The organism is Ruegeria sp. SAZA006, assembly GCF_059613465.1.
This window is the reverse complement of the sequence record NZ_JBXWSO010000014.1, coordinates 341,786-363,231: the sequence shown is the minus strand read 5'-3', so window position 1 is coordinate 363,231 and position 21,446 is coordinate 341,786. Positions and strand designations below refer to the sequence as shown.

19 protein-coding genes are annotated in these 21,446 nt (G+C 61.4%); 13 read left to right on the top strand and 6 right to left on the bottom strand.

Translation table 11 applies throughout. From position 1 onward, the window contains the following. Positions 1-2 precede the first annotated feature (2 nt). Positions 3-434, bottom strand: a complete 432-nt coding sequence (locus tag AC2FNZ_RS13920; protein ID WP_093964618.1) for a DUF1489 family protein — start codon at positions 432-434, stop codon at positions 3-5. Positions 435-563: 129 nt separating this feature from the next. Between AC2FNZ_RS13920 and AC2FNZ_RS13915 the strand changes: the two genes are divergently transcribed. From AC2FNZ_RS13915 to rpsD, 3 genes are all read left to right on the top strand, one after another. Further along, positions 564-2,846, top strand: a complete 2,283-nt coding sequence (locus tag AC2FNZ_RS13915; RefSeq protein ID WP_496840994.1) for an adenosylcobalamin-dependent ribonucleoside-diphosphate reductase — start codon at positions 564-566, stop codon at positions 2,844-2,846. A gap of 294 nt (positions 2,847-3,140) precedes the next feature. Beyond that, on the top strand, positions 3,141-3,518 hold the full coding sequence (locus AC2FNZ_RS13910; RefSeq protein ID WP_170340503.1) for a hypothetical protein: 378 nt from the start codon (positions 3,141-3,143) through the stop codon (positions 3,516-3,518). A gap of 196 nt (positions 3,519-3,714) precedes the next feature. Beyond that, positions 3,715-4,335: a 30S ribosomal protein S4 gene (rpsD, locus tag AC2FNZ_RS13905; RefSeq protein ID WP_093964621.1), complete on the top strand. Its 621-nt coding sequence runs from the start codon at positions 3,715-3,717 to the stop codon at positions 4,333-4,335. A 67-nt stretch (positions 4,336-4,402) separates the two neighbouring features. On the opposite strand, the gene AC2FNZ_RS13900 is transcribed toward rpsD, so the two are convergent. Then, positions 4,403-4,864 (bottom strand): Lrp/AsnC family transcriptional regulator, encoded by a 462-nt coding sequence (locus tag AC2FNZ_RS13900; RefSeq protein ID WP_170339929.1) that lies wholly within the window; start codon positions 4,862-4,864, stop codon positions 4,403-4,405. A 102-nt stretch (positions 4,865-4,966) separates the two neighbouring features. Between AC2FNZ_RS13900 and AC2FNZ_RS13895 the strand changes: the two genes are divergently transcribed. The 4 genes from AC2FNZ_RS13895 (at position 4,967) to AC2FNZ_RS13880 (ending at position 9,303) form a co-directional block, all read left to right on the top strand. Next, positions 4,967-6,382 carry an aminotransferase class V-fold PLP-dependent enzyme gene (locus tag AC2FNZ_RS13895; RefSeq protein ID WP_496840993.1) on the top strand — a complete coding sequence of 472 codons (1,416 nt, stop codon included), beginning with the start codon at positions 4,967-4,969 and terminating at the stop codon, positions 6,380-6,382. Between the two features lie 64 nt (positions 6,383-6,446). Continuing rightward, positions 6,447-7,532, top strand: a complete 1,086-nt coding sequence (hisC, locus tag AC2FNZ_RS13890) for a histidinol-phosphate transaminase (protein ID WP_496840992.1) — start codon at positions 6,447-6,449, stop codon at positions 7,530-7,532. Next, positions 7,529-8,449 carry a prephenate/arogenate dehydrogenase family protein gene (locus tag AC2FNZ_RS13885; protein ID WP_496840991.1) on the top strand — a complete coding sequence of 307 codons (921 nt, stop codon included), beginning with the start codon at positions 7,529-7,531 and terminating at the stop codon, positions 8,447-8,449. The genes hisC and AC2FNZ_RS13885 overlap by 4 nt, the downstream gene beginning before the upstream one ends. Beyond that, entirely contained in the window at positions 8,446-9,303 is an 858-nt protein-coding gene (locus tag AC2FNZ_RS13880) for an extensin-like domain-containing protein (RefSeq protein WP_496840990.1), read from the top strand. The genes AC2FNZ_RS13885 and AC2FNZ_RS13880 overlap by 4 nt, the downstream gene beginning before the upstream one ends. On the opposite strand, the gene AC2FNZ_RS13875 is transcribed toward AC2FNZ_RS13880, so the two are convergent. After that, on the bottom strand, positions 9,300-10,301 hold the full coding sequence (locus tag AC2FNZ_RS13875; protein ID WP_093964626.1) for a DUF2125 domain-containing protein: 1,002 nt from the start codon (positions 10,299-10,301) through the stop codon (positions 9,300-9,302). The two genes, AC2FNZ_RS13880 and AC2FNZ_RS13875, sit on opposite strands and share 4 nt — an antisense overlap. A gap of 67 nt (positions 10,302-10,368) precedes the next feature. Between AC2FNZ_RS13875 and AC2FNZ_RS13870 the strand changes: the two genes are divergently transcribed. The 3 genes from AC2FNZ_RS13870 to AC2FNZ_RS13860 all read left to right on the top strand — a co-directional run bounded on the left by AC2FNZ_RS13870 (position 10,369) and on the right by AC2FNZ_RS13860 (position 13,892). Further along, the gene (locus tag AC2FNZ_RS13870; protein WP_093964627.1) at positions 10,369-10,899 is read left to right on the top strand and encodes a gamma-glutamylcyclotransferase; all 531 of its coding nucleotides are present in this window, start codon (positions 10,369-10,371) and stop codon (positions 10,897-10,899) included. Positions 10,900-10,967: 68 nt separating this feature from the next. Beyond that, entirely contained in the window at positions 10,968-12,146 is a 1,179-nt protein-coding gene (locus tag AC2FNZ_RS13865) for a biopolymer transporter ExbB (protein ID WP_093964628.1), read from the top strand. 3 nt (positions 12,147-12,149) lie between these two features. Beyond that, complete coding sequence (locus tag AC2FNZ_RS13860) at positions 12,150-13,892, top strand: peptidoglycan -binding protein (RefSeq protein ID WP_496840989.1); 1,743 nt, start codon at positions 12,150-12,152, stop codon at positions 13,890-13,892. A gap of 7 nt (positions 13,893-13,899) precedes the next feature. Here AC2FNZ_RS13860 and AC2FNZ_RS13855 read toward each other — a convergent pair whose 3' ends face one another. From AC2FNZ_RS13855 to gloB, 3 genes are all read right to left on the bottom strand, one after another. Then, positions 13,900-14,790, bottom strand: coding sequence for a YHYH protein (locus AC2FNZ_RS13855; protein WP_496840988.1), 891 nt, complete (start codon positions 14,788-14,790; stop codon positions 13,900-13,902). Between the two features lie 169 nt (positions 14,791-14,959). Next, a complete protein-coding gene (gene clpA / locus AC2FNZ_RS13850; protein WP_496840987.1) occupies positions 14,960-17,284 on the bottom strand; it encodes an ATP-dependent Clp protease ATP-binding subunit ClpA in 2,325 nt (774 codons plus the stop codon). Positions 17,285-17,458: 174 nt separating this feature from the next. Further along, complete coding sequence (gene gloB, locus AC2FNZ_RS13845; RefSeq protein WP_496840986.1) at positions 17,459-18,226, bottom strand: hydroxyacylglutathione hydrolase; 768 nt, start codon at positions 18,224-18,226, stop codon at positions 17,459-17,461. Between the two features lie 61 nt (positions 18,227-18,287). Here gloB and AC2FNZ_RS13840 point away from each other — a divergent pair, with 61 nt between their 5' ends. The 3 genes from AC2FNZ_RS13840 (at position 18,288) to atpA (ending at position 21,434) form a co-directional block, all read left to right on the top strand. Continuing rightward, entirely contained in the window at positions 18,288-19,022 is a 735-nt protein-coding gene (locus AC2FNZ_RS13840; RefSeq protein ID WP_170440549.1) for a class I SAM-dependent methyltransferase, read from the top strand. 312 nt (positions 19,023-19,334) lie between these two features. Further along, the gene (locus AC2FNZ_RS13835) at positions 19,335-19,895 is read left to right on the top strand and encodes a F0F1 ATP synthase subunit delta (RefSeq protein ID WP_480695643.1); all 561 of its coding nucleotides are present in this window, start codon (positions 19,335-19,337) and stop codon (positions 19,893-19,895) included. Next, positions 19,896-21,434 carry a F0F1 ATP synthase subunit alpha gene (atpA, locus tag AC2FNZ_RS13830; protein ID WP_093964634.1) on the top strand — a complete coding sequence of 513 codons (1,539 nt, stop codon included), beginning with the start codon at positions 19,896-19,898 and terminating at the stop codon, positions 21,432-21,434. The last annotated feature ends 12 nt before the right edge of the window (positions 21,435-21,446 follow it).

Here is a 21,446-nt window from a genome sequence, read left to right as displayed (position 1 = left end):
GGTCAGAGGACGCCGATCTCAGCCAATGCGCGGTTCAGATCCTCGGGCAAGGCGTCGTCCTGCGCGCGGCTTTCGGGCAGGTCTGCGGGGCTGTCCTCGGGTTTCAGATAGCGCCAGCCCTGAAACGGTCGTTTCTGCGCGCCCTGAGTGCGGTGGACCTGCGGGTTCAGCACGATGGCGCAGCGGCGGATGCCATCCTCACCCGTCACCTCGTCCAACCGCAAAACCCGCTGGCGGCACTGGATGACACCCTTGATGACCCAGAAGATCGATCCGCCGTTCAGAATCTCGGCCTCGCGCTTGGGCCACATGCGGGTGATGTGGCGGGGCAGGCCGTCCGGAAACCGCTGGCGATAGCTGTCCTGCCAGGCGATCAGGCTGTCCACGCTCTCGGACCCGACCGAGAGTTTCACGAGGTTGATGTAATTATCCACAGCTTTCCCACAGAGTCGTCCCACGGACTATCTTTATATTGTAGCTTACCGTTGCGCGCTATCAAGCTGTTGTGGTTCGGCGCGGATTTGGTCTAATCTGGATGCCTCTTTCAAGACAGGGAATCACCAATGAGCCGCTTTGCCGCCCCCATCGCCGAGCAGATCTGGGACATGAAATACCGCTTCAAACAGGCGGATGGCACGCCGATCGACAAGTCGGTCGAGGATACATGGCGGCGGATTGCGCGCGATCTGGCGCGGGTGGAAAAGGACCCCGCACATTGGGAACAGAAGTTCTACGAGGCGCTTGAGGATTTCAAATACCTGCCCGCCGGGCGCATCACGGCCGGAGCAGGCACCGCGCGGCAGGTGACCCTGTTCAACTGTTTCGTCATGGGCACGGTCCCCGACAGCATGGGTGGTATTTTCGACATGCTGAAAGAGGCCGCGCTGACCATGCAGCAAGGCGGGGGGATCGGCTATGATTTCTCGACCATCCGGCCGCGCGGCGCGGATGTGCACGGGGTGGCCGCCGATGCCTCGGGGCCGCTGTCGTTCATGGATGTGTGGGACGCCATGTGCCGCACCATCATGTCGGCGGGCTCGCGCCGGGGCGCGATGATGGCGACCATGCGCTGCGACCATCCGGATATCGAACAGTTCATCACCGCCAAGTCCGACCCGGCCCGGCTGCGCATGTTCAACATGTCGGTGCTGGTGACCGATGCCTTCATGGAGGCGGTCAAGGCCGATGCTTCGTGGGATCTGGTCTTTGACGGCAAGGTCTATCACACGGTGCAGGCCCGCGATCTGTGGAACAAGATCATGCAGGCCACCTATGACTATGCCGAGCCGGGCGTGATCTTCATCGACCGGATCAACCAGTCCAACAACCTGAGCTATGCCGAGACCATCGCCGCCACCAACCCGTGCGGCGAACAGCCCCTGCCGCCGTATGGCGCCTGTCTGTTGGGTTCGATCAATCTGGCCCGGCTGGTGTCGGCGCCGTTCGAAGACGCGGCCCATCTGGACGAGGCGGCGTTGCAGGAACTTGTCGCAACGGCCGTTCGCATGATGGACAACGTGGTGGATGCCTCGAAATTCCCGCTGCCGCAGCAGGCCGCCGAGGCGCAGGCCAAGCGCCGTATCGGTCTGGGCGTGACCGGGCTGGCGGATGCTCTGTTGATGCTGGGCCTGCGCTATGGCTCGGACGAGGCGGCGCGTCAGACCGAGCGCTGGTTGCACGCGATCGCCCGCGCCGCGTATCTGGCGTCGGTCGACTTGGCCAAGGAAAAAGGGGCCTTTCCCCTGTTCGATGCCGAGAAATACCTTGCCAGCGGCACCATGCAGCAGATGGATGACGATGTACGCCAGGCCATCCGCGACCATGGGATCCGCAATGCGCTACTGACCTCGATCGCACCAACGGGGACGATCTCGCTCTATGCGGGCAACGTGTCGTCGGGGATCGAGCCGGTCTTTGCCTATGCCTACACCCGCAAGGTGCTGCAGAAGGACGGCTCGCGCACCGAGGAAGAGGTGGTGGACTATGCCGTTCAGATGTGGCGCGACAAGTTCGGCGACGTGGAACTGCCCGACTATTTCGTGAACGCCCAGACCCTGACCCCGGCTGAGCATGTCAAGATGCAGGCAGCCGCCCAGAAATGGATCGACAGCTCGATCTCGAAGACGATCAACTGCCCCGAGGACATCTCGTTCGATGCTTTCAAGGACGTGTACATGCAGGCTTGGGATATGGGCTGCAAAGGCTGCACCACCTATCGCCCGAATGATGTGACGGGTTCGGTGCTGACCGTCTCGGAAAGCGACGACAAGGTGCCGGGCGAAAGCGCCGATGCCCCGCACGAGGTGGACGGCGGCGACGTGATCTACATGTCCGAACCGCTGGACCGCCCGCAATCTCTGGAAGGGTCGACCTACAAGTTGAAATGGCCCGACAGCGAGCACGCGATCTATCTGACGATCAACGACATCGTCATCGGTGGTCGGCGGCGTCCGTTCGAAGTGTTCATCAACTCGAAGAACATGGAGCATTACGCCTGGACGCTGGCCCTGACCCGGATGATCTCGGCCGTATTCCGGCGGGGCGGGGACGTGTCCTTTGTGGTCGAAGAACTGAAGGCCGTGTTCGACCCGCGCGGCGGGGCCTGGGTGCAGGGCAAGTACATCCCCTCGATCCTGGCGGCCATCGGCGGCGTGATCGAGCAGCACATGATCGCGATCGGGTTTCTCGAAGGCGAAGGGATGGGGCTGAAATCCGACCCGCAGGCGCAGGTGGTCAACATGGACGCACCACGCGGCAAGGCCTGCCCGTCCTGCGGCCAGTATGACATGGTGATGATCGAGGGCTGCATGACCTGCCGCAGCTGCGGACACTCGAAATGCGGTTGACGAATGCCATATAACTGTCGTTAAAGTTGTATTGTGTTTCGCCGGAGTCTCAATTTGATTTGACTCTCCGGCAACATTCTCGTGAAAGCTGCAATTCCGTCTCTTTTCCGCCGGATTCATCGTTGATACACCGCTAATGTACGGGGTGATGAGTTTGAAAGGTCGGGCGGGCAGATGACAGCCGGGTATAACGGTCGCGTAGCAGTATTTTGGTCTCAGACGGAAATTGACGGGCTTGAAGCAGCGCCTGTGGCAGATTTGGCCATTGGAGCGTCTTGGTCGTGGCATGGGTGCATGACACGCTTGCCGGATTGTGACGCGGAATATTCCGTACAGACTGGACATGATCAGGCGTTGATGGCGTTGGCCGGGCATGGCCCCGAAGCCGCAACGCTGAAGCCGATCGCCACGCTTGCAGTTATCTCATTGACGAATGGGGCGCAGACCTACGAGGCCGAGTTGACGTTGGTCGAAGGTCAGAAGGACGCGGTTCTTCTGTTCGAAAATGGCTGCCCCGCGCGGGGTCAGGACTTCTGGGTGTGCGCCGTCGAAGAATATGCCGACGCAAGCCAATCGGGTGCGGGCAACGTTGTTTCCTTCCCCAAGCATCGCAGGTCAACGGAGCAAACGCTGGTTCTTGCGCCGCACATGACTGCCACCGCCGCTGAATAAACGGCCCATTCCTTAGGAACTATTTCTTCGTCCACGCATCGCAGCGTGTTGACTCTGGTCTGTCCGCAGATATAAGCGCGGCTTCATTGGTGTTGGTGGCCCTCGCAAGGGGATGCCTGTCATGGGGGAAACCTCAAGAGGACAACGCCCTTCATAGTGGCCTGTCAGGGCCTCGACCTTAAGAAGGAGATCAGCCGTGACCAAACGCACGTCTGCCAAGCACAAAATCGACCGCCGGATGGGCGAAAACATCTGGGGTCGCCCGAAATCCCCGGTCAACCGTCGTGAATACGGCCCCGGCCAGCATGGTCAGCGCCGCAAGGGCAAGCTGTCGGACTTTGGTCTGCAGCTTCGCGCCAAGCAGAAGCTGAAAGGCTATTACGGCGACCTGACCGAGAAGCAGTTCCGCCGCATCTACGCCGAAGCCGTACGTGTGAACGGCGACACTGGTGAAAACCTGATCGGTCTGTTGGAGCGCCGTCTGGACGCTGTTGTTTACCGCGCCAAATTCGTGCCGACCGTGTTCGCCGCACGTCAGTTCGTGAACCACGGCCACGTCAAAGTGAACGGCAAGCGGGTGAACATCCCCAGCTACCGCGTCAAGGAAGGCGACGTGATCGAGGTCCGCGACAAGTCCAAGCAACTGGCCGTCGTTCTGGAAGCCGTTGGCCTGGCCGAGCGTGATGTTCCGGACTACCTGGAAGTTGACCACTCGAAGATGACCGCGACCTTCGTGCGCACCCCGTCGCTGGGCGACGTGCCGTACCCGGTCATGATGGAACCGAACCTGGTCGTCGAATTCTACGCGAAGAACTGATCTTCGCGGACAGTTTCAGAAAAAGGGCCGTACCTGCGAAGGTACGGCCCTTTTTCATGGCACACACTCAGATCGGCAAAGGGCGGTCTTCTGCGATCGCCTCCATCGCGAAATACGAGGTCACGCTGTCCAGTTCGACCTTCTCGATCAGGCGCTGATAGACTTTGTCATAGGTCGCCATATCCTGCGTCACGACCCGTAGCTGATAGTCGTAGTCGCCGCCGATCCGGTGGAAATCTACGACTTCCGGAATGGTTAGGACATGGCTTCGAAAGGCCTGCAGCCACTCGGCCGAGTGGTGACGCGTGCGCAGCATCACGAAAACCACCAGGTTCAGCCCCAGTTTTTCGCGTGCGATCCGGGCTGTCGACCCTGTCAGGACGCCTGCGTCGTTCAGCGCCTTTAACCGCCGCCAGCAGGCGTTTTGCGACAGGCCGACTCGCTCGGCCAGTTCGCGCTGGGAAAGGGTCGCATCTTTTTGCAGTTCGCGCAGGAGGCGCTTGTCAATTTGATCTACTTTTTCATTCATTCCAGATCATATGACCCAAAATGTTAACAAATCAAGCAAAGATAGGTGAAGATTACTCGGCTCAAGTAGATCATATTGGAAATGCAATATGGAGCCAATGACATGACCCTGTCCCATTTTCGTGCAGAAATCCAAGCCGCCACTCACAATTCGACCCTGCGCGACGGGCTGATCGGAGAGAACGTTCTGATCCCGGGTCTGCATGGGGACGTGCCGCTTGTGTACGCGGATTACGTTGCCTCGGGCCGCGCATTGCGGCAGGTCGAGGATTTTGTGGCCCAGCATGTTTTGCCTTTCTATGCGAACAGCCACACCGAGGCCTCCTATTGCGGTTCCTACATGACGCGACTGCGCCGCGAGGCGCGCGCGGAAATAGCCCGCATCGTTGGCGCGAGGGGAGATGACGCGGTGATTTTCACCGGGTCCGGTGCCACTGCGGGACTCAACCGGCTGGTCAGTTTGATGGGAGTGCAAGAGGCTGACCGGCCGGTTGTCTTGATTGGCCCGTATGAGCACCATTCGAACATCCTGCCCTGGCGCGAGAGCAAGGCGCAGGTCATCGAGATCCCCGAAGGCCCCGAGGGCGGCCCGGACATGGCGGTGCTGGAGAAGGCGCTGATCGAGCATTCGGATTCGGATCTGGTGATCGGGTCATTTTCGGCGGCGTCGAATGTCACGGGCGTGATCACCGACCCTGATCCGGTGACACGACTGTTGAAACGGCACGGGGCGCGCGCGGTCTGGGACTACGCAGGGGGCGGGCCCTACCTGCCGATGGACATGGGGCCGGACGATGCGCGCAAGGATGCCATCGTCGTGTCTCCTCACAAGTTTCCGGGCGGGCCGGGGGCTTCGGGTGTTCTGGTCGTGAACCAGAGCGCCGTGCGCCGCACCTGTCCCAGCTGGCCAGGCGGGGGCACGGTCAGCTTCGTTTCGCCCTGGCGCCACGACTACAGCACCGATCTGGCCACCCGCGAAGAGGCGGGAACCCCGAACGTGATCGGCGACATCCGCGCGGCCCTGGCCTTCATCGTCAAGGATGCCGTGGGCACCGACGAGATCGCCCGGCGCGAGGCGCTGTACAACCGCATGGCGTTGGATGGGTGGCGTGACAACCCGAACCTGACCCTGCTGGGTGTGGATCACCCGCACCGCCTGCCGATCTTTTCCTTCCTGGTGCGCGACACTGTAGGGCAACCGGTGCACCAACAGCTGTTCACCCGGATGCTCAGCGACATCTACGGCATTCAGGCGCGCGGCGGGTGTGCCTGCGCCGGCCCCTATGCGCATCGGCTGCTGGGCATCGACAAGGCGGCCTCGGAGGCGCTGCACGCGGCGTTGTCGGCCGGTGAAGAGATGAAGAAACCGGGTTGGGTGCGGCTGAACTTCTCGTACATGATGACCGAGGACACGGTTCAGTTCATCATCGACAGCGTCAATGACCTGTCGCGCCGCACGCAGGAATACGCCCCGTTCTACGCCGCCGATCCGGCAACCGCCCGCTTCAAGGCGGCGTGACGGAATTGCCGCTTTTCCCAAGGCCTTGAGACCTGTATGAGGGGCGCAACCAACGGAGCCCCTCATGAACAAGATCACCCCGCAACCCGGCATCATGGATATCGCGCTGTATCAGGGCGGTCAGTCGCATGTCGAGGGCGTGGAAAACGTCATCAAGCTGAGTTCCAACGAAAACCCCTTTGGCCCCAGCCCCAAGGCGATCGAAGCCGTGCGCGACAGTGCCACGTTGCTGCATCGCTATCCGGTGACCGATCACTACAACCTGCGCGCCGCGATCGGCGAGCGGCACGGGTTGGACCCCGACCGGATCATTTGTGGCGTGGGCAGTGACGAAGTGCTGCAATTCGTGGCCCAGGCCTATGCCGGGCCGGGGGACGAGGTGATCCATACCGAGCACGGCTTCTCGATGTATCCGATCATCGCCCGCATGGCCGGCGCGACTCCGGTCGAGGTGCCCGAGCGCGACCGCAAGGTCGATGTCGATGCGATCCTGGCCGCGGTGACCGACCGTACCCGCATCGTGTTCGTGACCAACCCGGGCAATCCGACCTCGACCATGATCTCGGACGCCGATCTGACGCGCTTGGCCGAGGGCCTGCCGCAGACCTGCCTGATGGTTCTGGATGGCGCCTATGCGGAATTCGTGCCGGGCTTTGACGGCGGCGCCGGTCTGGTGGACCGGTTCGACAACGTGATCATGACCCGGACCTTCTCGAAGATTTACGGGCTTGGCGGAATGCGGGTCGGCTGGGGCTATGCGCATCGCGAAATCATCGACGTGCTGAATCGCGTGCGCCAGCCCTTCAACCTGTCGCTGACGGCCATCGCCGCGGCCGAGGCCGCCATGGCCGATGTGGAATATGTCGAGTTCTGCCGGGCCGAAAACGCCCGCCTGCGCGAATGGCTGTCGGCCGAGTTGGCCAAGATCGGCGTTCTGTCCGATCCGTCCTGCACCAATTTCATCCTCGCCCGGTTCGCGGATCAGGCCGAGGCCGAGGCCTGCGACGCCTATCTGCAATCGAAAGGTTTGATCGTGCGCCGGGTTGCGGGCTACAAGCTGCCCAACGCTCTGCGGATCACCGTGGGCGACGAAAAGGCCTGTCGCCGCGTGGTTGCGGCCATCACCGCGTTCAAAGGGGGCGCCGCATGAGCCAGATCTATGACCGCGTGGCGCTGATCGGGTTGGGTCTGATCGCCTCGTCGATGTACTGGGCGATCAAGCGCGCCGGGTTGGCGGGCGAGGTGACTGGCTATGCCAGGTCCGAGGCCACCCGCGACACTGCGCGGCGCATCGGGCTGTGCGACCGGGTCTGCGACACCGCGCAAGAGGCGGTCGAGGGTGCCGATCTGGTCGTGCTCTGCGTGCCGGTGGGCGCAATGGGCTCCGTCGCCAAGGACATCGCGCCGGTGCTCAAGCCCGGCGCGACCGTTTCGGATGTAGGCTCGGTCAAACGTCACGTCATTGAAGAGGTTGGCCCGCATATTCCTAAAGGCGTGCATTTCGTGCCCGCCCACCCGCTGGCCGGGACCGAGCATTCCGGCCCCGAATCCGGCTTTGCTGAGCTGTTCGACAACCGCTGGTGCCTGCTGGTTCCGGTCGAAGGGTCTGACCCTGAGGCCATCGCCCGCCTGCGCGCCCTGTGGGAAGGGATGGGGTCGAATGTCGACGAGATGGATGCCGATCACCACGATCTGGTTCTGGCCGTCACCAGCCACGCGCCGCACCTGATCGCCTATACGATGGTGGGCGTCGCCGACGACCTGCGGCGCGTCACCGACTCCGAGGTCATCAAGTACTCGGCCGCCGGTTTCCGTGATTTCACCCGGATCGCGGCCTCGGACCCGACCATGTGGCGCGACGTGTTCCTGACCAACAAGGACGCGACGCTGGAAATCCTCGGCCGTTTCACCGAAGAGCTATTTGCGCTGCAGCGTGCGATCCGTACGGGCGACGGTCAGCACCTGTTCGACTACTTTACCCACACCAGGGCGATCCGGCGCGGCATCATCGACGCGGGTCAGGACACCGACGCTCCTGATTTCGGGCGTGTGAAGGCCAAGTCATGAAACTGATCAAAGGCAAAGCCTTGTCGATGATTGCGGTGGTTTGGGCCGGCGCGGCCACTGCATCGGCCCCCGACACATCACTGGTTCCGGTTGCGCGGCCATCCCCGGCGGCAGAGCTGGTGCAGGTCGCTTATGTCCCGGCAAGTCCGGCGACGCCGATTGCTATGCCTGCGAAGATGCGGCCCGTGGTGCGACCTGTATCCCCTCAGGTCTTAGCCGTGGCGGCGCGCCCGGCCGACCTTCCGCTGCTTGGACCGGATACCTCGCTCAAACCCTATCTGCGGCCCGAGGCGTTGGAACAGCAAGTCCTGTTCAAAAAGCGAAAACTGCGCAAAGGATCAGTGTGCGGTGATATCGCCATTCAGGGCAAGGCCGTGGGCACGGTTCCGGGCAAGATCAAAGCCTGCGGGATCAAGGATGCCGTCCAGATCACATCGGTGTCGGGCGTGGTTCTCAGCCGCCCATCCACGATGGATTGCGGTACGGCGATCGCCTTGAACAAATGGGTCGACAAGACCGTCAAGCCGACGTTCAAACGGCGCGGCCCAGTGGTCGAACTGCAGGTTGCCGCACATTTCGCTTGCCGTACCCGGAACAACCGGAAAGGTGCAAGGATCTCGGAGCATGGCAAGGGTCGGGCCATTGATATCTCGGGGTTCAAAATGGCCGATGGCGAGGTGGTGACCGTTCTGGACGGTTGGCGCAAGAACCCCTCGAAGAAGCAGCTGACCAAGATCTGGCGCGGGGCGTGCGGGCCCTTCGGCACGGTGCTGGGCCCGAATTCAGACCGCTATCACCAGAACCATTTCCACCTTGATACCGCCCGTTACCGCAGCGGACCCTACTGCCGCTAACGCAGGATCAGACGCGGGGCCGGCCCCAACGGCAACGGTCCCAAAGCCACGAATCCGTCGCGGAAATTCAGCTGTAGGTCCAGCGCGTTGGGGTTGCCCCCCAGGCCGGCCAGCAGGTTCAACGCCCGCGTGACCGGATCAACGGCCTGATCGGGCAGGGCACCTGCAGCATTGGCCATGGCAATCATGTCACGCCAGTTCTCGGCTTTGACCGCAATCTCTCCGACCGGAATGCCCTGTTCATCAACCTCCAGTTCGCCGGTTGCAAACAGACGCAATTCGCCCCATTGCACCTCGGCCAGATGCAGGTCGATCAAACGAGGTTGAGGGCGACGTTCTTCCAGCGCGGAGCGGTCCCAGGTTTTGTCGAAGGTGACATTCATGTCCAGTTCAAGCGTCTCGAAGGCTTGGGGCAGCGAAGCCGCCGTTCGCATCAGCGCGCGCAGGTCTTCACCGGGCGTGAAGGCATCCGAACTGACCCCGATCGCATAGCTCTCGGGCTGGGTGCCTTGTTCCATGACCAGGGCAAGTGACTGACCGGCAGCCATGTCGGTTCCGTCCTGGGTCACCGACCAGTTGCCCGATGTCAGGGCCATCTTCTCCAACTCCAACGCGACGCCCGGACGCAGGTTCAGTTCCGCCTGAAGGCTGTCTGCCAGAATGATTGCGGTCTGGTCGAAATAGGACAGCCGCTGCTGCGTATCCGCAAAGCGCAAGATCTGTCGTCCGGGCCAGATGGCGGGGCTTTCGAATTCGATCCAATCCGCGCTCCAGGCTGTTCCATTCACCGGATCGGCCAGCGCGACACTGTTCAAGCGGGTCACGTGGTGCAGCGGAAACCCGGCGATTTCCACGTCGGAATAGTCGGCCTGCCATCCAAGATCCTGCTGATGCGCGAACCAACCGGTGATGGCGCTGCGCAGCCCATACCCGGCTATGGCCCAATACCCGCCCCAGAGGATGGTCAGAAATATGAACACTCGTACCAGTCGGCGCATCGCAAATGGCCCTTTTTCCTGCCTTGGAATTGATGTTTATAGGCCTAAACGGGCAAGGACCAGAACTATGACGATGTGGGTATTCGGATACGGGTCGCTGTTGTGGAATCCGGGCTTTCCTGTGGCCCGGCGCGAGCAGGCGACACTTCACGGCTATGCGCGGTCATTTTGCATGCGGTCGATCCATCACCGCGGAACCGAGGAAAACCCCGGACTTGTCCTGGCCTTGGACGAACACCCGGATGCCCATTGCAAGGGCTTGGCGCTGGCGGTCGAACCAGGCCATGAGGAACGCACCCTTGAGGAACTGCGCGAGCGCGAATTGATCTCGTCAGCCTATGTGGAGAAGATGCTGGACGTGCATCTGGACAGTGGCCAGACGGTGACGGCAGTGACTTATGTGATCGATCCCGACCACGTGCAGTATTGCGGGGGCCTGCCGCTGGAGGAGCAGGCGCAAATCATCGCGCAGGCCGTGGGCGGCCGCGGCCCCAACCCCGAGTATCTTTACAATACCGCTGAACACCTGTCCGAGATCGGGTTGCACGACCCGGATCTTGAGTGGTTGGCGCAACGGGTGCGCAGCTTGACCGCATAAACCTTTGGCTTTGCCACCAGATTTTCGATAGATTCGCCTAAGAGCAGGCAAAACCGGGAAAGACGCGCATGGCGCATGTACAGCAGGGCGCGAGACCGCATTTCTCGCAACCGATCCGTCAAATCGTGATGATGCTGATCGCCATCGGGCTGTCGGGCCTGGGCGTGTTCATGGCTCTGCCCTACGTGCTGCCGGTTTTTTATGCCAACCCCTATCTGAACGGATTCATCCTGCTGGTCTTCGTCATCGGCGTGGTGGCCTGTTTCTATCAGGTGACCCAGTTGATCGGTTCGGTTCGCTGGATCGAAGCGTTCGTGGGCGGCGTCGTGCGCGAAGACGCTCGTACACCGCAGCTGTTGGCCCCTTTGGCGTCGCTGCTTCGCGCACGCGGCGCGAAATCGCAGATCAGCTCGACATCGACCCGGTCGATCCTGGATTCGGTCGCGGAACGGGTCGAGGAAGAGCGGGAATTCACCCGTTACATCACCAACGTACTGATCTATCTGGGTCTTCTGGGCACATTCTTCGGCTTGGCAACAACGGTTCCTGCAATTGTCGACACCATTCGCAGCCTGAACCCCCAAGAGGGCGAAGAAGGCCTGGCCGTATTCAATCGCCTGATGAGTGGTCTCGAATCCCAGCTGCAAGGCATGGGCGTGGCGTTCGGGTCCTCTCTGTTGGGGCTTGCCGGATCGCTGATCGTGGGTTTGCTCGAACTGTTCGCCGGCCACGGGCAGAACCGTTTCTACCGTGAGCTTGAGGAATGGCTGTCGTCGATCACGCGCGTCGGATTTGCCGCCGGAGACGAAGGTGGTGCGGAACTGGCGGTGCTGACCCCGGTCCTTGATGCCATGTCCGAGCAGATGGACGCGCTGCAGGATCTGTTCGCGGCCCAAGAGTCGGATCGCGCCGAGGTATCGGCCAAGCTGGGTGCATTGGTCGATGTCATCGCGGACATGAACCAGCGACAGGCGGAAACCGAAGGGGTCACCGCCGCGCTTGAGCGGATCGCGTTGGGGCAGGACGCGCTGCTGGATCACATGCGTGAACATGGTGCGGGCGAGGGGATCGACGCCGAAAGCCGGATGCGGCTGCGGTCGATGGACGTGCAGCTTCTGCGCATTCTCGAAGAAATCTCGGCCGGTCGCCAGGACAGCATGAACGAACTGCGCAAGGATTTCGAACTGCTGGTCAAGGCGCTGACGCTTCCGCGCGGGGCGGCGCGCCATACACCGGGCGGAGAATAACACATGGCCCTGTCTCGTCGAACCGGTCAGCGTTTCCAGGGCTCGGTCTGGCCCGGCTTCGTTGATGCGATCACGGGGCTGCTTATGGTCATGACCTTTGTGCTGACCATTTTCATGGTCGTGCAGTTCGTGCTGCGCGAAACCATCTCCGGACAGGAAGACGAGCTGACGGCTCTGTCGGACGAAGTGGCCGCCCTTGCGGATGCTTTGGGCCTGGAAGAGCGCGAGAACAGCCGCCTGCAGGCCCGGTTGGGGGCTCTGAACACGACGCTGTCGCAAGCCGAAGAGGATCTGAGCCAGGCACAGGCCTTGATCTCGTCACTCACCTCGGAGCGTGACCAGCGCGCGGCCGAGTTGGAAGAGGCGCAGACTCGTATCACAGGGTTCGAAGCGCAAGTCGCCGCGCTTTTGGCTGATCAGGCGCGTGCGCAGGGCGATATTGCCGAATTGGAATCCCAACGCGAGCAACTGCTGTCCGAGCAGGAGGCATTGAACCTAGCCTTGGCCCAAACCCGTGCGGAGGTGGATGCCGAGGCCGAGGCTGCACGGCTGGCGGCTGCACGCCGCGAAGCGCTGGAGGCCTTGGTGGCCGACCTTGAGCAAGCGGACAGCGCGCGCGCGGCGCAGATCGCGGAATTGCAAAGCCAATTGTCCGAAGAGGAAGCCGCCCGCGTCGCCGAAGCTGCTGCCGCTGAGGCACTGCGCAACAGATTGCAGAATGCGGATGCTGAATTGACGGCCATGACCCTGGCGTTGGAGGAGCAGCGCAAGAAGGCCGAGGAAACACTGACACTGTTGGCCGCCGCGCAGTCGGCCAAGGCTGAGCTTGAGCGGCAATTCGGTGAGTTGAATGACGAGGAGCTCAAGGCTCAGCTTGAAGCAGCCCTTGCGGCGCGAACCGAAGCCGAGGCTGAGGCCGAAAGCCAGCGGACGCTGGCCGAGCAGCGCGACGCCTTGCTTGCCGTTGCCCGGGAAACGATCGCCACCGAAAAGGCTCTGTCCGCAAAGGCGCAACGCCAGACGGCCCTGTTGAACCAGCAGATCGCCGCATTGCGCGGCCAATTGGGGTCGTTGCAGGCGCTGCTGGATGACTACAAAGACAGGAATGCCGAAGCCGAGGTGCAAATTCAGACCCTTGGGCAGGACCTGAACGCGGCCCTTGCCCGGGCCGCTTCCGAGGAACGGCGCCGCCGCTTGTTGGAAGAGGCTGAACGCGTCCGTCTGGAGGCCGAGGCCGAGAAACTGGCCGGTCAGAATCAGGAACTTACGGCACAGGCCGAAGACCTGCAGAGGTACCGCTCCGAGTTCTTTGGTCGCCTGCGCGACGTACTGGGCAACCAGGAAGGCGTTCGGATCGAGGGCGACCGCTTCGTATTCTCGTCCGAGGTGCTGTTCCCACCCGGTTCGGCGGTTCTGTCCGAGGATGGCCGGCGCGAGGTCGCGAAAGTGGCGGGCATTCTGCGTGGGATTGCGGCGGACATTCCGCCCGAATTGAACTGGGTCATCCGGGTCGACGGTCACACGGACAATATCCCGCTGAACGGAACAGGACGCTATCGCGACAATTGGGAGCTCAGCCAAGGGCGGGCGCTGTCGGTCGTGCGCTACATGGTCGAACAGCTGGGCATTCCGCCGGAACGCCTGTCAGCGAACGGATTTGGCGAGTTTCAACCTGTAGATACGGCGGACACTCCGGAAGCGCGGGCAAAGAATCGTCGCATCGAATTGAAGCTGACCGAACGCTAAGCCAGTGTCAGCGCGGCCCGAAGCGGAAGCTGGGATCGGGTGTGCCCGCAAAACAGCGTGGAACAACCGGGTAGTCGTCGGTCAGAAAATACGCGTAGGTGCCCGAAGGAAACGCGGCCGAGACGGTCATGGCACCATTGCATTCGTCGAGCGCTCCAAGTCCTGCCACGAACTCGTAGTCTTCGTTGAACGTTCCATCATGTCGTCCGTCAGGGGCGGCGCCGCCAGGGCGCTGGCCGGCCTTCAGCCGGTAGGAAGAGGTCATTTGCGTGACATTGCCGCCCACCAAACCGGTTCGGGCGTAAATCGGAAACCCGTCCGCTGCATACCCGATCAACGGAGAGTGTTCTTTCGGTGACAAGCCCTGCAGTTCGATCAGGCCGGTCGGAACCCCGTGGTAGTGATATTTTCCGTTTGGTTGGACATGTGCGAAATTGGCATCGAGCCCAAGGGCGATCGCGCCACCCAAGGCATTGTAGGAGCGGCCCGACCGGGGATCGCCGTGCCAGAATTCAGCGGCCAGTGGGTCAAAGACGACCCCAGTCAGAGTCACGCCAAAGTTCCACCCCATGCGCAGAGGTGTCGGGGTTGCATTCGCCCTCGGAACGGCCGGCACGCTCAACTTGACCGGCTGCTCGGCGATATGATGCGGGTTGCCTTTGTTCGGAAAGCGACCGACCAGATGACTGGGGATGCCATTGCCGGTAATCGACAAGGTCCGGCCTTGTTCGGTGATCTCTGATCTGTTGACGCCTGGGTTGACGGTCGCCGGTTCGAGGTTCAACGGCTGGGCGCGGGTTTCGTCATGAAAGCGAAACCGATGCTGGGCAGAGGCGATAACGCCGACGACCGAGGCCGCGAAGGCGATGCTCCAAATGACGGCGATTTTTTTGGACACTGTGCTGCTCCACTCCAAAGGCTTTGGTTTGAAACGTGGCGCGCAGCGGTTTCCGTCGCTGGGAACTGTCTTTTTGGAGGATACTGGCAGGAGAGGGGGGCGGCCACTCACGAAATCGCCCGGCAGAACTGGCTGCCGGGCGACGAGACTTGTTTGATTGGACCGAGGTCTAGTCCGCGGTCAGCAGCGGCGGCTTGTCGCCCGAGATCCGCGGATTGTCCGGGCCGACAATCTCGAGATCCAGATCGCCTTTCATGACCGAGACCCGCACAACACCGCCCTTGGCCAGCTTTCCGAACAGCAGTTCTTCGGCCAACGGTTTCTTGATGTGTTCCTGGATGACCCGGCCCAGCGGCCGTGCGCCCATCTTGTCGTCATACCCCTTGTCGGCCAGCCACTCGGCGGCTTTCGGAGTCAGGTCGATGGTCACGCCACGATCCAGCAGTTGCGCCTCAAGCTGCAGGACGAATTTTTCGACCACTTGCAGGATGACCTCTTTGGGCAGCGGCGCGAACGAGATTACCGCGTCCAAACGGTTGCGGAATTCAGGCGTAAACATCCGTTCGATTGCGGCGGTATCTTCACCCTCACGCCGGTCGCGGGCAAAGCCGATTGCGGCCTTGGCCTGTTCCTGCGCACCTGCGTTCGAGGTCATGATCAACACCACGTTGCGGAAATTCACCGTGCGGCCGTTGTGATCGGTCAGTTCGCCGTGGTCCATCACCTGCAGCAGGATGTTGAACACATCAGGGTGGGCCTTCTCGATCTCGTCCAGCAGCAGCACGCAATGCGGGTGCTGGTCGACGCCATCGGTCAGCAGTCCGCCCTGATCAAATCCGACATAGCCTGGAGGCGCACCGATCAGACGGCTGACCGCGTGTTTCTCCATGTATTCCGACATGTCGAAGCGCAGCAGTTCCACGCCGAGCGTATCGGCCAGTTGCTTGGCGACTTCGGTTTTGCCCACACCGGTCGGGCCAGCGAACAGGTAGTTGCCGATCGGTTTTTCCGGCTCGCGCAGACCGGCCCGCGCCAGCTTGATTGCGCTGGACAGAGCCTCGATTGCCTGGTCCTGCCCGAACACCACCCGTTTCAACGAGTTCTCAAGGTCCTTCAGAACCTCTGCATCGTCCTTGGTGACGTTCTTGGGCGGAATGCGCGCGATCTTGGCCACCACGGCCTCGATCTCCTTAACGCCGATGGTTTTGCGCCGCTTGCTTTCCGCGACCAGATGCTGGGCCGCACCGGCCTCGTCGATCACGTCGATCGCCTTGTCGGGCAGCTTGCGGTCGTTGATGTAACGCGCAGACAGCTCGACCGCGGTCTTGATCGCGTCGGCGGTGTATTTGATGTCGTGATGCTCTTCGAAATAGGGCTTGAGACCGCGCAGGATCTTCACGCTGTCCTCGACCGACGGCTCGTTCACGTCGATCTTCTGGAACCGACGCGACAGCGCGCGATCCTTCTCGAAGTGCTGGCGGAACTCTTTGTAGGTGGTCGAGCCCATGGTGCGCAGCTTGCCACCCTGCAACGCGGGTTTCAGCAGGTTCGAGGCATCCATGGCGCCGCCCGAAGTGGCACCCGCACCGATCACGGTGTGAATCTCGTCGATGAACAGCACGGCGTCGGGGTGATCCTCAAGCTCGGTCACCACGGCCTTGAGCCGTTCTTCGAAATCGCCGCGATAGCGCGTGCCGGCCAGCAATGCGCCCATGTCCAGCGAATAGATGGTCGTGTTCGACAGAACCTCGGGCGCGTCGCCCTGAACGATCTTGTAGGCCAGGCCTTCTGCAATCGCCGTCTTGCCCACGCCCGGATCACCCACCAGCAGCGGGTTGTTCTTGCGGCGGCGGCACAGAACCTGGATGCAACGCTCGACCTCGTCGGCGCGACCGATCAGAGGGTCTACATCGCCGGCGCGGGACTTGGCGTTCAGGTCCACGCAATACTTGCCCAACGCGCTTTCCTTCTGGTCGGCGTCACCGGAGGCGTTCTGCGCTTCCTCTTCACCCTGATCAGCGCCGGTCACCGGACGGTTTTCACCAAATGCCGGGTCTTTGGCGACGCCGTGGGCGATGAAATTCACCGCGTCATAACGCGTCATGTCCTGCTCTTGCAGGAAGTATGCCGCGTTGCTTTCCCGTTCGGCAAAGATGGCCACCAGAACATTCGCCCCGGTCACCTCGGTTCGGCCCGAGCTTTGCACATGGATCGCGGCGCGCTGTATAACACGCTGGAACGCGGCTGTCGGTACGGCTTCGGACCCGTCGATGTCTGTCACCAGATTGGACAGATCCTCGTCGATGAACTCGACCAGAGAGCTGCGCAATTCGTCCAGATCCACGCTGCACGCCTTCATGACGCGCACCGCATCGGGTTCTTCCAGCAGCGCCAGCAGCAGATGCTCCAGCGTTGCGAATTCGTGACGCCGTTCGTTTGCAGCCGCCAGGGCCGCGTGAATGGCTTGTTCCAGTGTGCTCGAGAATGAAGGCACGCGGGTGCTCCTCTGTATTGGGCCGGAAGGGGTTCGAGTATTGGCCGGATCCCCATCCCAACCATGACCTCATACTTTTAGAGTTTGGTTGATCATGGCGCGGCTTCAAGGGTTTTCTTTCACTTGACAGTCACATTTAATGTGACCGTGGCCGTGAAGAAGACCAATTAGGCATCAGAAGCGGTCTTTTCTACCCCGGATCTCGGCAAAAACCGCGACCGGGTCAGCCCCCACCATTCCAAGCTGCGCCTGAATCTTGGGATCAGTGGCGCGCAGGAACGGATTGGTCGCCTTTTCCTCGCCCAGATTAGACGGCACGGTCGCGCGACCCTCTGCCCGTGCCTGATCGATCTCATTCACTCGTTGCTGCAGCGCTGTGTTGTCAGGATCAATTGTCACCGCAAACCGGGCGTTTGACTGGGTGTATTCGTGACCCGAGCAGACCGACGTCTCGTCGGGCAAAGCAGCGAGTTTCGAAAGCGAGGTCCACATTTGCGCGGCGTCTCCTTCGAACAAGCGCCCGCATCCCAGCGCCATCAGGCTGTCGGCCGTGAATACCACCGCGCTTTTGGGCATGTAATAGGCCACATGCCCAACCGTGTGCCCCGAGACATCCAAGACCTCGACAGGTTCGCCCCCAATCTCGAACCGGTCTCCGTCGGCGACCTGTTTGTCGAGGGGAGGGAGCCGGTGAGCGTCGGCCGCCGCACCAATCACCTGTGCTGGGTGCTGCTCGAGGATGCCCGGCAAGCCGTCGACGTGATCCCAGTGGTGATGGGTCAGAAGGACATGGCTCAGGCGCCAGCCGCGTGCGGTCAATTCGGCCAGAATGGGCCCGGCCTCCGGGGCGTCGACCAGGGCCGTCTGTCCGCTTGTCGGGTCATGTGCCAGAAAAGCATAATTGTCGGAAAGGCAGGGGATGGTGACGATCTCAAGAGGCATGGCCTTTTGCCCTTTCGTTGTTAGACTGCGCTCAGCTAAGCCGATCGACCGGGTATCTGCAATGCATCTTGATGTGCAGGATCTTAGGAACTTCTATTACCGCAGCACGCTGGGGCGTGCGGCGCAGGCTGCCATTCGTGGCCGGCTGATCGAACTGTGGCCCGAGGCCAAGGGCCAGACGGTGGCTGGATTCGGTTTTGCGGTGCCTTTGTTGCGCCCTTATCTTGCTGACGCGCGGCGTGTCATCGGCCTGATGCCCGGACCGCAAGGGGTGATGCCTTGGCCCGCCGGTATGCAGAATGTATCGGTGCTGACCGAGGAAACTCAGTGGCCGATCGAAACCGGTCATGTGGACAAGCTGGTGGTCATGCACGGGCTCGAGACCTCGGAACGGCCCAGTCAACTGCTTGAAGAATGCTGGCGTGTTCTGGGGCCGGGCGGTCGGGCGGTGTTTGTCGTTCCCAATCGGGCCGGGCTTTGGTCCCGAACGGACCGAACGCCTTTTGGCTACGGACATCCGTATTCGGCAACGCAATTGGAGAACCAGCTGCGCGCACATCATTTCGTACCCGAGATGCACTGTTCCGCGCTTTACCTGCCGCCCTCCTTCCGGCGGTTCTGGCTGCGCTCGGGTGGGTTGATCGAAAAGACAGGGCAACGGATCCCGACCATCATGGCCGGTGGTGTTCTGATGGTCGAAGCCAGCAAGCTGGTCCGGCCACCAAGCGGCAGCGTGACCAAGGATGCCGAAAAACGCCCCATCAAAGCGCTGGACGGATTGTTGAAGCCGGCGTGAACCGGCGCGCATCCACGAGCGCGGGATCCCCGGAAAAATGAGGGAAAAAGGCCACAGGAATCGCAAAAACAGGCAACTTGGTAACATTTTTCACGCCGGCGAATGGGTTCAAACCGTCGCAGTTTACGTAACCAATTGAAAAGAAAGATTTTGTGGATAAAGCTGACCCCGGCATAACATATTGCTAGGTGGCTTAGGCTCTGCTACATCCCCGGTGATTTTGATCCCCGCCCTTTCAGGACGGGGTTTCCTCACGCCCCCGGTTCAGCTGCCGCACGCGAAATCGGGGCCCAAAATATCGGAAGGGTGGACGTGTCCGAACCAGCTTCGATTTCGACCGGCATAGCCAAGCGCTATGCAACGGCGATCTTCGAGATCGCAAAAGAGAACAAGGACCTTGCAGGTCTGGAAACCGGCATCAATGACCTTTCGGCTGCATTGGGTGAAAGCGCGGACCTGCGCGAGGTGATCTCTTCGCCGCTGATCTCCCGGGCCGACCAGCAGGCGGCCATCACCGCCGTGGCCGACAAGATGGGCCTGCACCCGATCATGCGCAACACGCTGGCTCTTATGGCGCAGAAGCGCCGTTTGTTCGTGCTGCCGCAACTGATCAAGGTTCTGCGCGAAATGCTGGCCGACGAACGCGGCGAAGTGACTGCCGAAGTTGCCTCGGCCAAGGCGCTGACCAAGACCCAGCTGGAAAAACTGTCCAAGACACTGTCCGAGCGCGTAGGCAAGGACGTGACCATCAATGCGACCGTCGATGAAAGCCTCATCGGTGGTCTTGTCGTCAAAGTGGGCTCGCAGATGATCGACAGTTCGATCCGCTCCAAGCTCAATTCCCTACAGAATGCAATGAAAGAGGTCGGATAAATGGGTATCCAAGCCGCAGAGATTTCTGCAATCCTGAAAGACCAGATCAAGAATTTTGGTCAAGAAGCAGAGGTGGCCGAAATCGGCCGCGTGCTGAGCGTCGGTGACGGTATTGCCCGTGTTTACGGCCTGGACAATGTGCAGGCGGGTGAAATGGTCGAGTTCCCCGGCGGCATCATGGGCATGGCGCTGAACCTCGAAGCCGACAACGTCGGTGTCGTGATCTTCGGCTCGGACCGTGACATCAAGGAAGGTGACACCGTCAAGCGCACCAACTCTATCGTGGACGTTCCGATCGGGGACGAACTGTTGGGCCGTGTTGTTGACGGTCTGGGCAACCCGCTGGACGGCAAAGGCCCGATCAATGCCAAGCAGCGCGGCGTCGCAGACGTCAAGGCGCCGGGCATCATCCCGCGTAAGTCGGTGCACGAGCCGATGGCGACCGGCCTGAAGTCGGTTGACGCGATGATCCCGATCGGCCGTGGCCAGCGTGAGCTGATTATCGGCGACCGTCAGACCGGCAAGACCGCCGTGGCTCTGGACACCATCCTGAACCAGAAGGTCTACAACGAAGCCGCTGGCGACGATGAATCGAAGAAGCTGTACTGCGTCTACGTGGCCATCGGCCAGAAGCGTTCGACCGTGGCTCAGCTGGTGAAGAAACTGGAAGAATCCGGCGCCATCGAATACTCGATCGTCGTAGCCGCAACCGCGTCCGACCCGGCGCCGATGCAGTTCCTGGCACCCTATGCCGCAACCGCGATGGCCGAATACTTCCGCGACAACGGCCGACACGCGCTGATTATCTATGATGACCTGTCGAAACAGGCCGTCGCCTATCGTCAGATGTCGCTGCTGCTGCGCCGTCCGCCGGGCCGCGAAGCCTATCCGGGTGACGTTTTCTACCTGCACTCGCGCCTGCTGGAGCGTTCGGCCAAGCTGAACGAAGACTTCGGCGCCGGTTCGCTGACCGCTCTGCCGGTCATCGAAACCCAGGGCGGCGACGTGTCGGCCTTTATTCCGACCAACGTGATCTCGATCACCGACGGCCAGATCTTCCTGGAAACTGAGCTGTTCTATCAGGGCATCCGCCCCGCCGTGAACACCGGTCTGTCGGTTTCGCGTGTGGGTTCGTCGGCTCAGACCAACGCGATGAAATCGGTCGCTGGTCCGGTGAAACTGGAACTGGCCCAGTATCGTGAAATGGCTGCATTTGCGCAGTTCGGTTCGGACCTCGACGCCGCAACCCAGCAGCTGCTGAACCGTGGTGCGCGTCTGACCGAGTTGATGAAGCAGCCGCAGTACTCGCCGCTGACCAACGCGGAAATCGTATGCGTGATCTTCGCCGGCACCAACGGCTATCTCGACAAGATCGACGTTTCGGACGTTGGCCGCTATGAGGCCGGTCTGCTGGCGCATCTGCGCGGCAAGCATGCCGATCTGCTGCAGTGGATCACCGACGAAGATCCCAAGATCAAGGGCGAGGCTGCCGACAAGATCAAGGCTGCGCTGGACGAATACGCCGCAACCTTCGCTTAAGGAGACGCGGCG

What these genes read in the sequence shown, in the direction of transcription:
- AC2FNZ_RS13880 (WP_496840990.1), top strand. Translation starts at nt 8,446, where the DNA reads ATGAAACTGATCAAAGGCAAAGCCTTGTCGATGATTGCGGTGGTTTGG.
- AC2FNZ_RS13840 (WP_170440549.1), top strand. Translation starts at nt 18,288, where the DNA reads ATGCATCTTGATGTGCAGGATCTTAGGAACTTCTATTACCGCAGCACG.
- AC2FNZ_RS13900 (WP_170339929.1), bottom strand. Translation starts at nt 4,864, where the DNA reads ATGAATGAAAAAGTAGATCAAATTGACAAGCGCCTCCTGCGCGAACTG.
- AC2FNZ_RS13875 (WP_093964626.1), bottom strand. Translation starts at nt 10,301, where the DNA reads ATGCGCCGACTGGTACGAGTGTTCATATTTCTGACCATCCTCTGGGGC.
- AC2FNZ_RS13865 (WP_093964628.1), top strand. Translation starts at nt 10,968, where the DNA reads ATGGCGCATGTACAGCAGGGCGCGAGACCGCATTTCTCGCAACCGATC.
- hisC (WP_496840992.1), top strand. Translation starts at nt 6,447, where the DNA reads ATGAACAAGATCACCCCGCAACCCGGCATCATGGATATCGCGCTGTAT.
- AC2FNZ_RS13895 (WP_496840993.1), top strand. Translation starts at nt 4,967, where the DNA reads ATGACCCTGTCCCATTTTCGTGCAGAAATCCAAGCCGCCACTCACAAT.
- atpA (WP_093964634.1), top strand. Translation starts at nt 19,896, where the DNA reads ATGGGTATCCAAGCCGCAGAGATTTCTGCAATCCTGAAAGACCAGATC.
- AC2FNZ_RS13870 (WP_093964627.1), top strand. Translation starts at nt 10,369, where the DNA reads ATGACGATGTGGGTATTCGGATACGGGTCGCTGTTGTGGAATCCGGGC.
- AC2FNZ_RS13885 (WP_496840991.1), top strand. Translation starts at nt 7,529, where the DNA reads ATGAGCCAGATCTATGACCGCGTGGCGCTGATCGGGTTGGGTCTGATC.
- gloB (WP_496840986.1), bottom strand. Translation starts at nt 18,226, where the DNA reads ATGCCTCTTGAGATCGTCACCATCCCCTGCCTTTCCGACAATTATGCT.
- AC2FNZ_RS13860 (WP_496840989.1), top strand. Translation starts at nt 12,150, where the DNA reads ATGGCCCTGTCTCGTCGAACCGGTCAGCGTTTCCAGGGCTCGGTCTGG.
- AC2FNZ_RS13910 (WP_170340503.1), top strand. Translation starts at nt 3,141, where the DNA reads ATGACACGCTTGCCGGATTGTGACGCGGAATATTCCGTACAGACTGGA.
- AC2FNZ_RS13915 (WP_496840994.1), top strand. Translation starts at nt 564, where the DNA reads ATGAGCCGCTTTGCCGCCCCCATCGCCGAGCAGATCTGGGACATGAAA.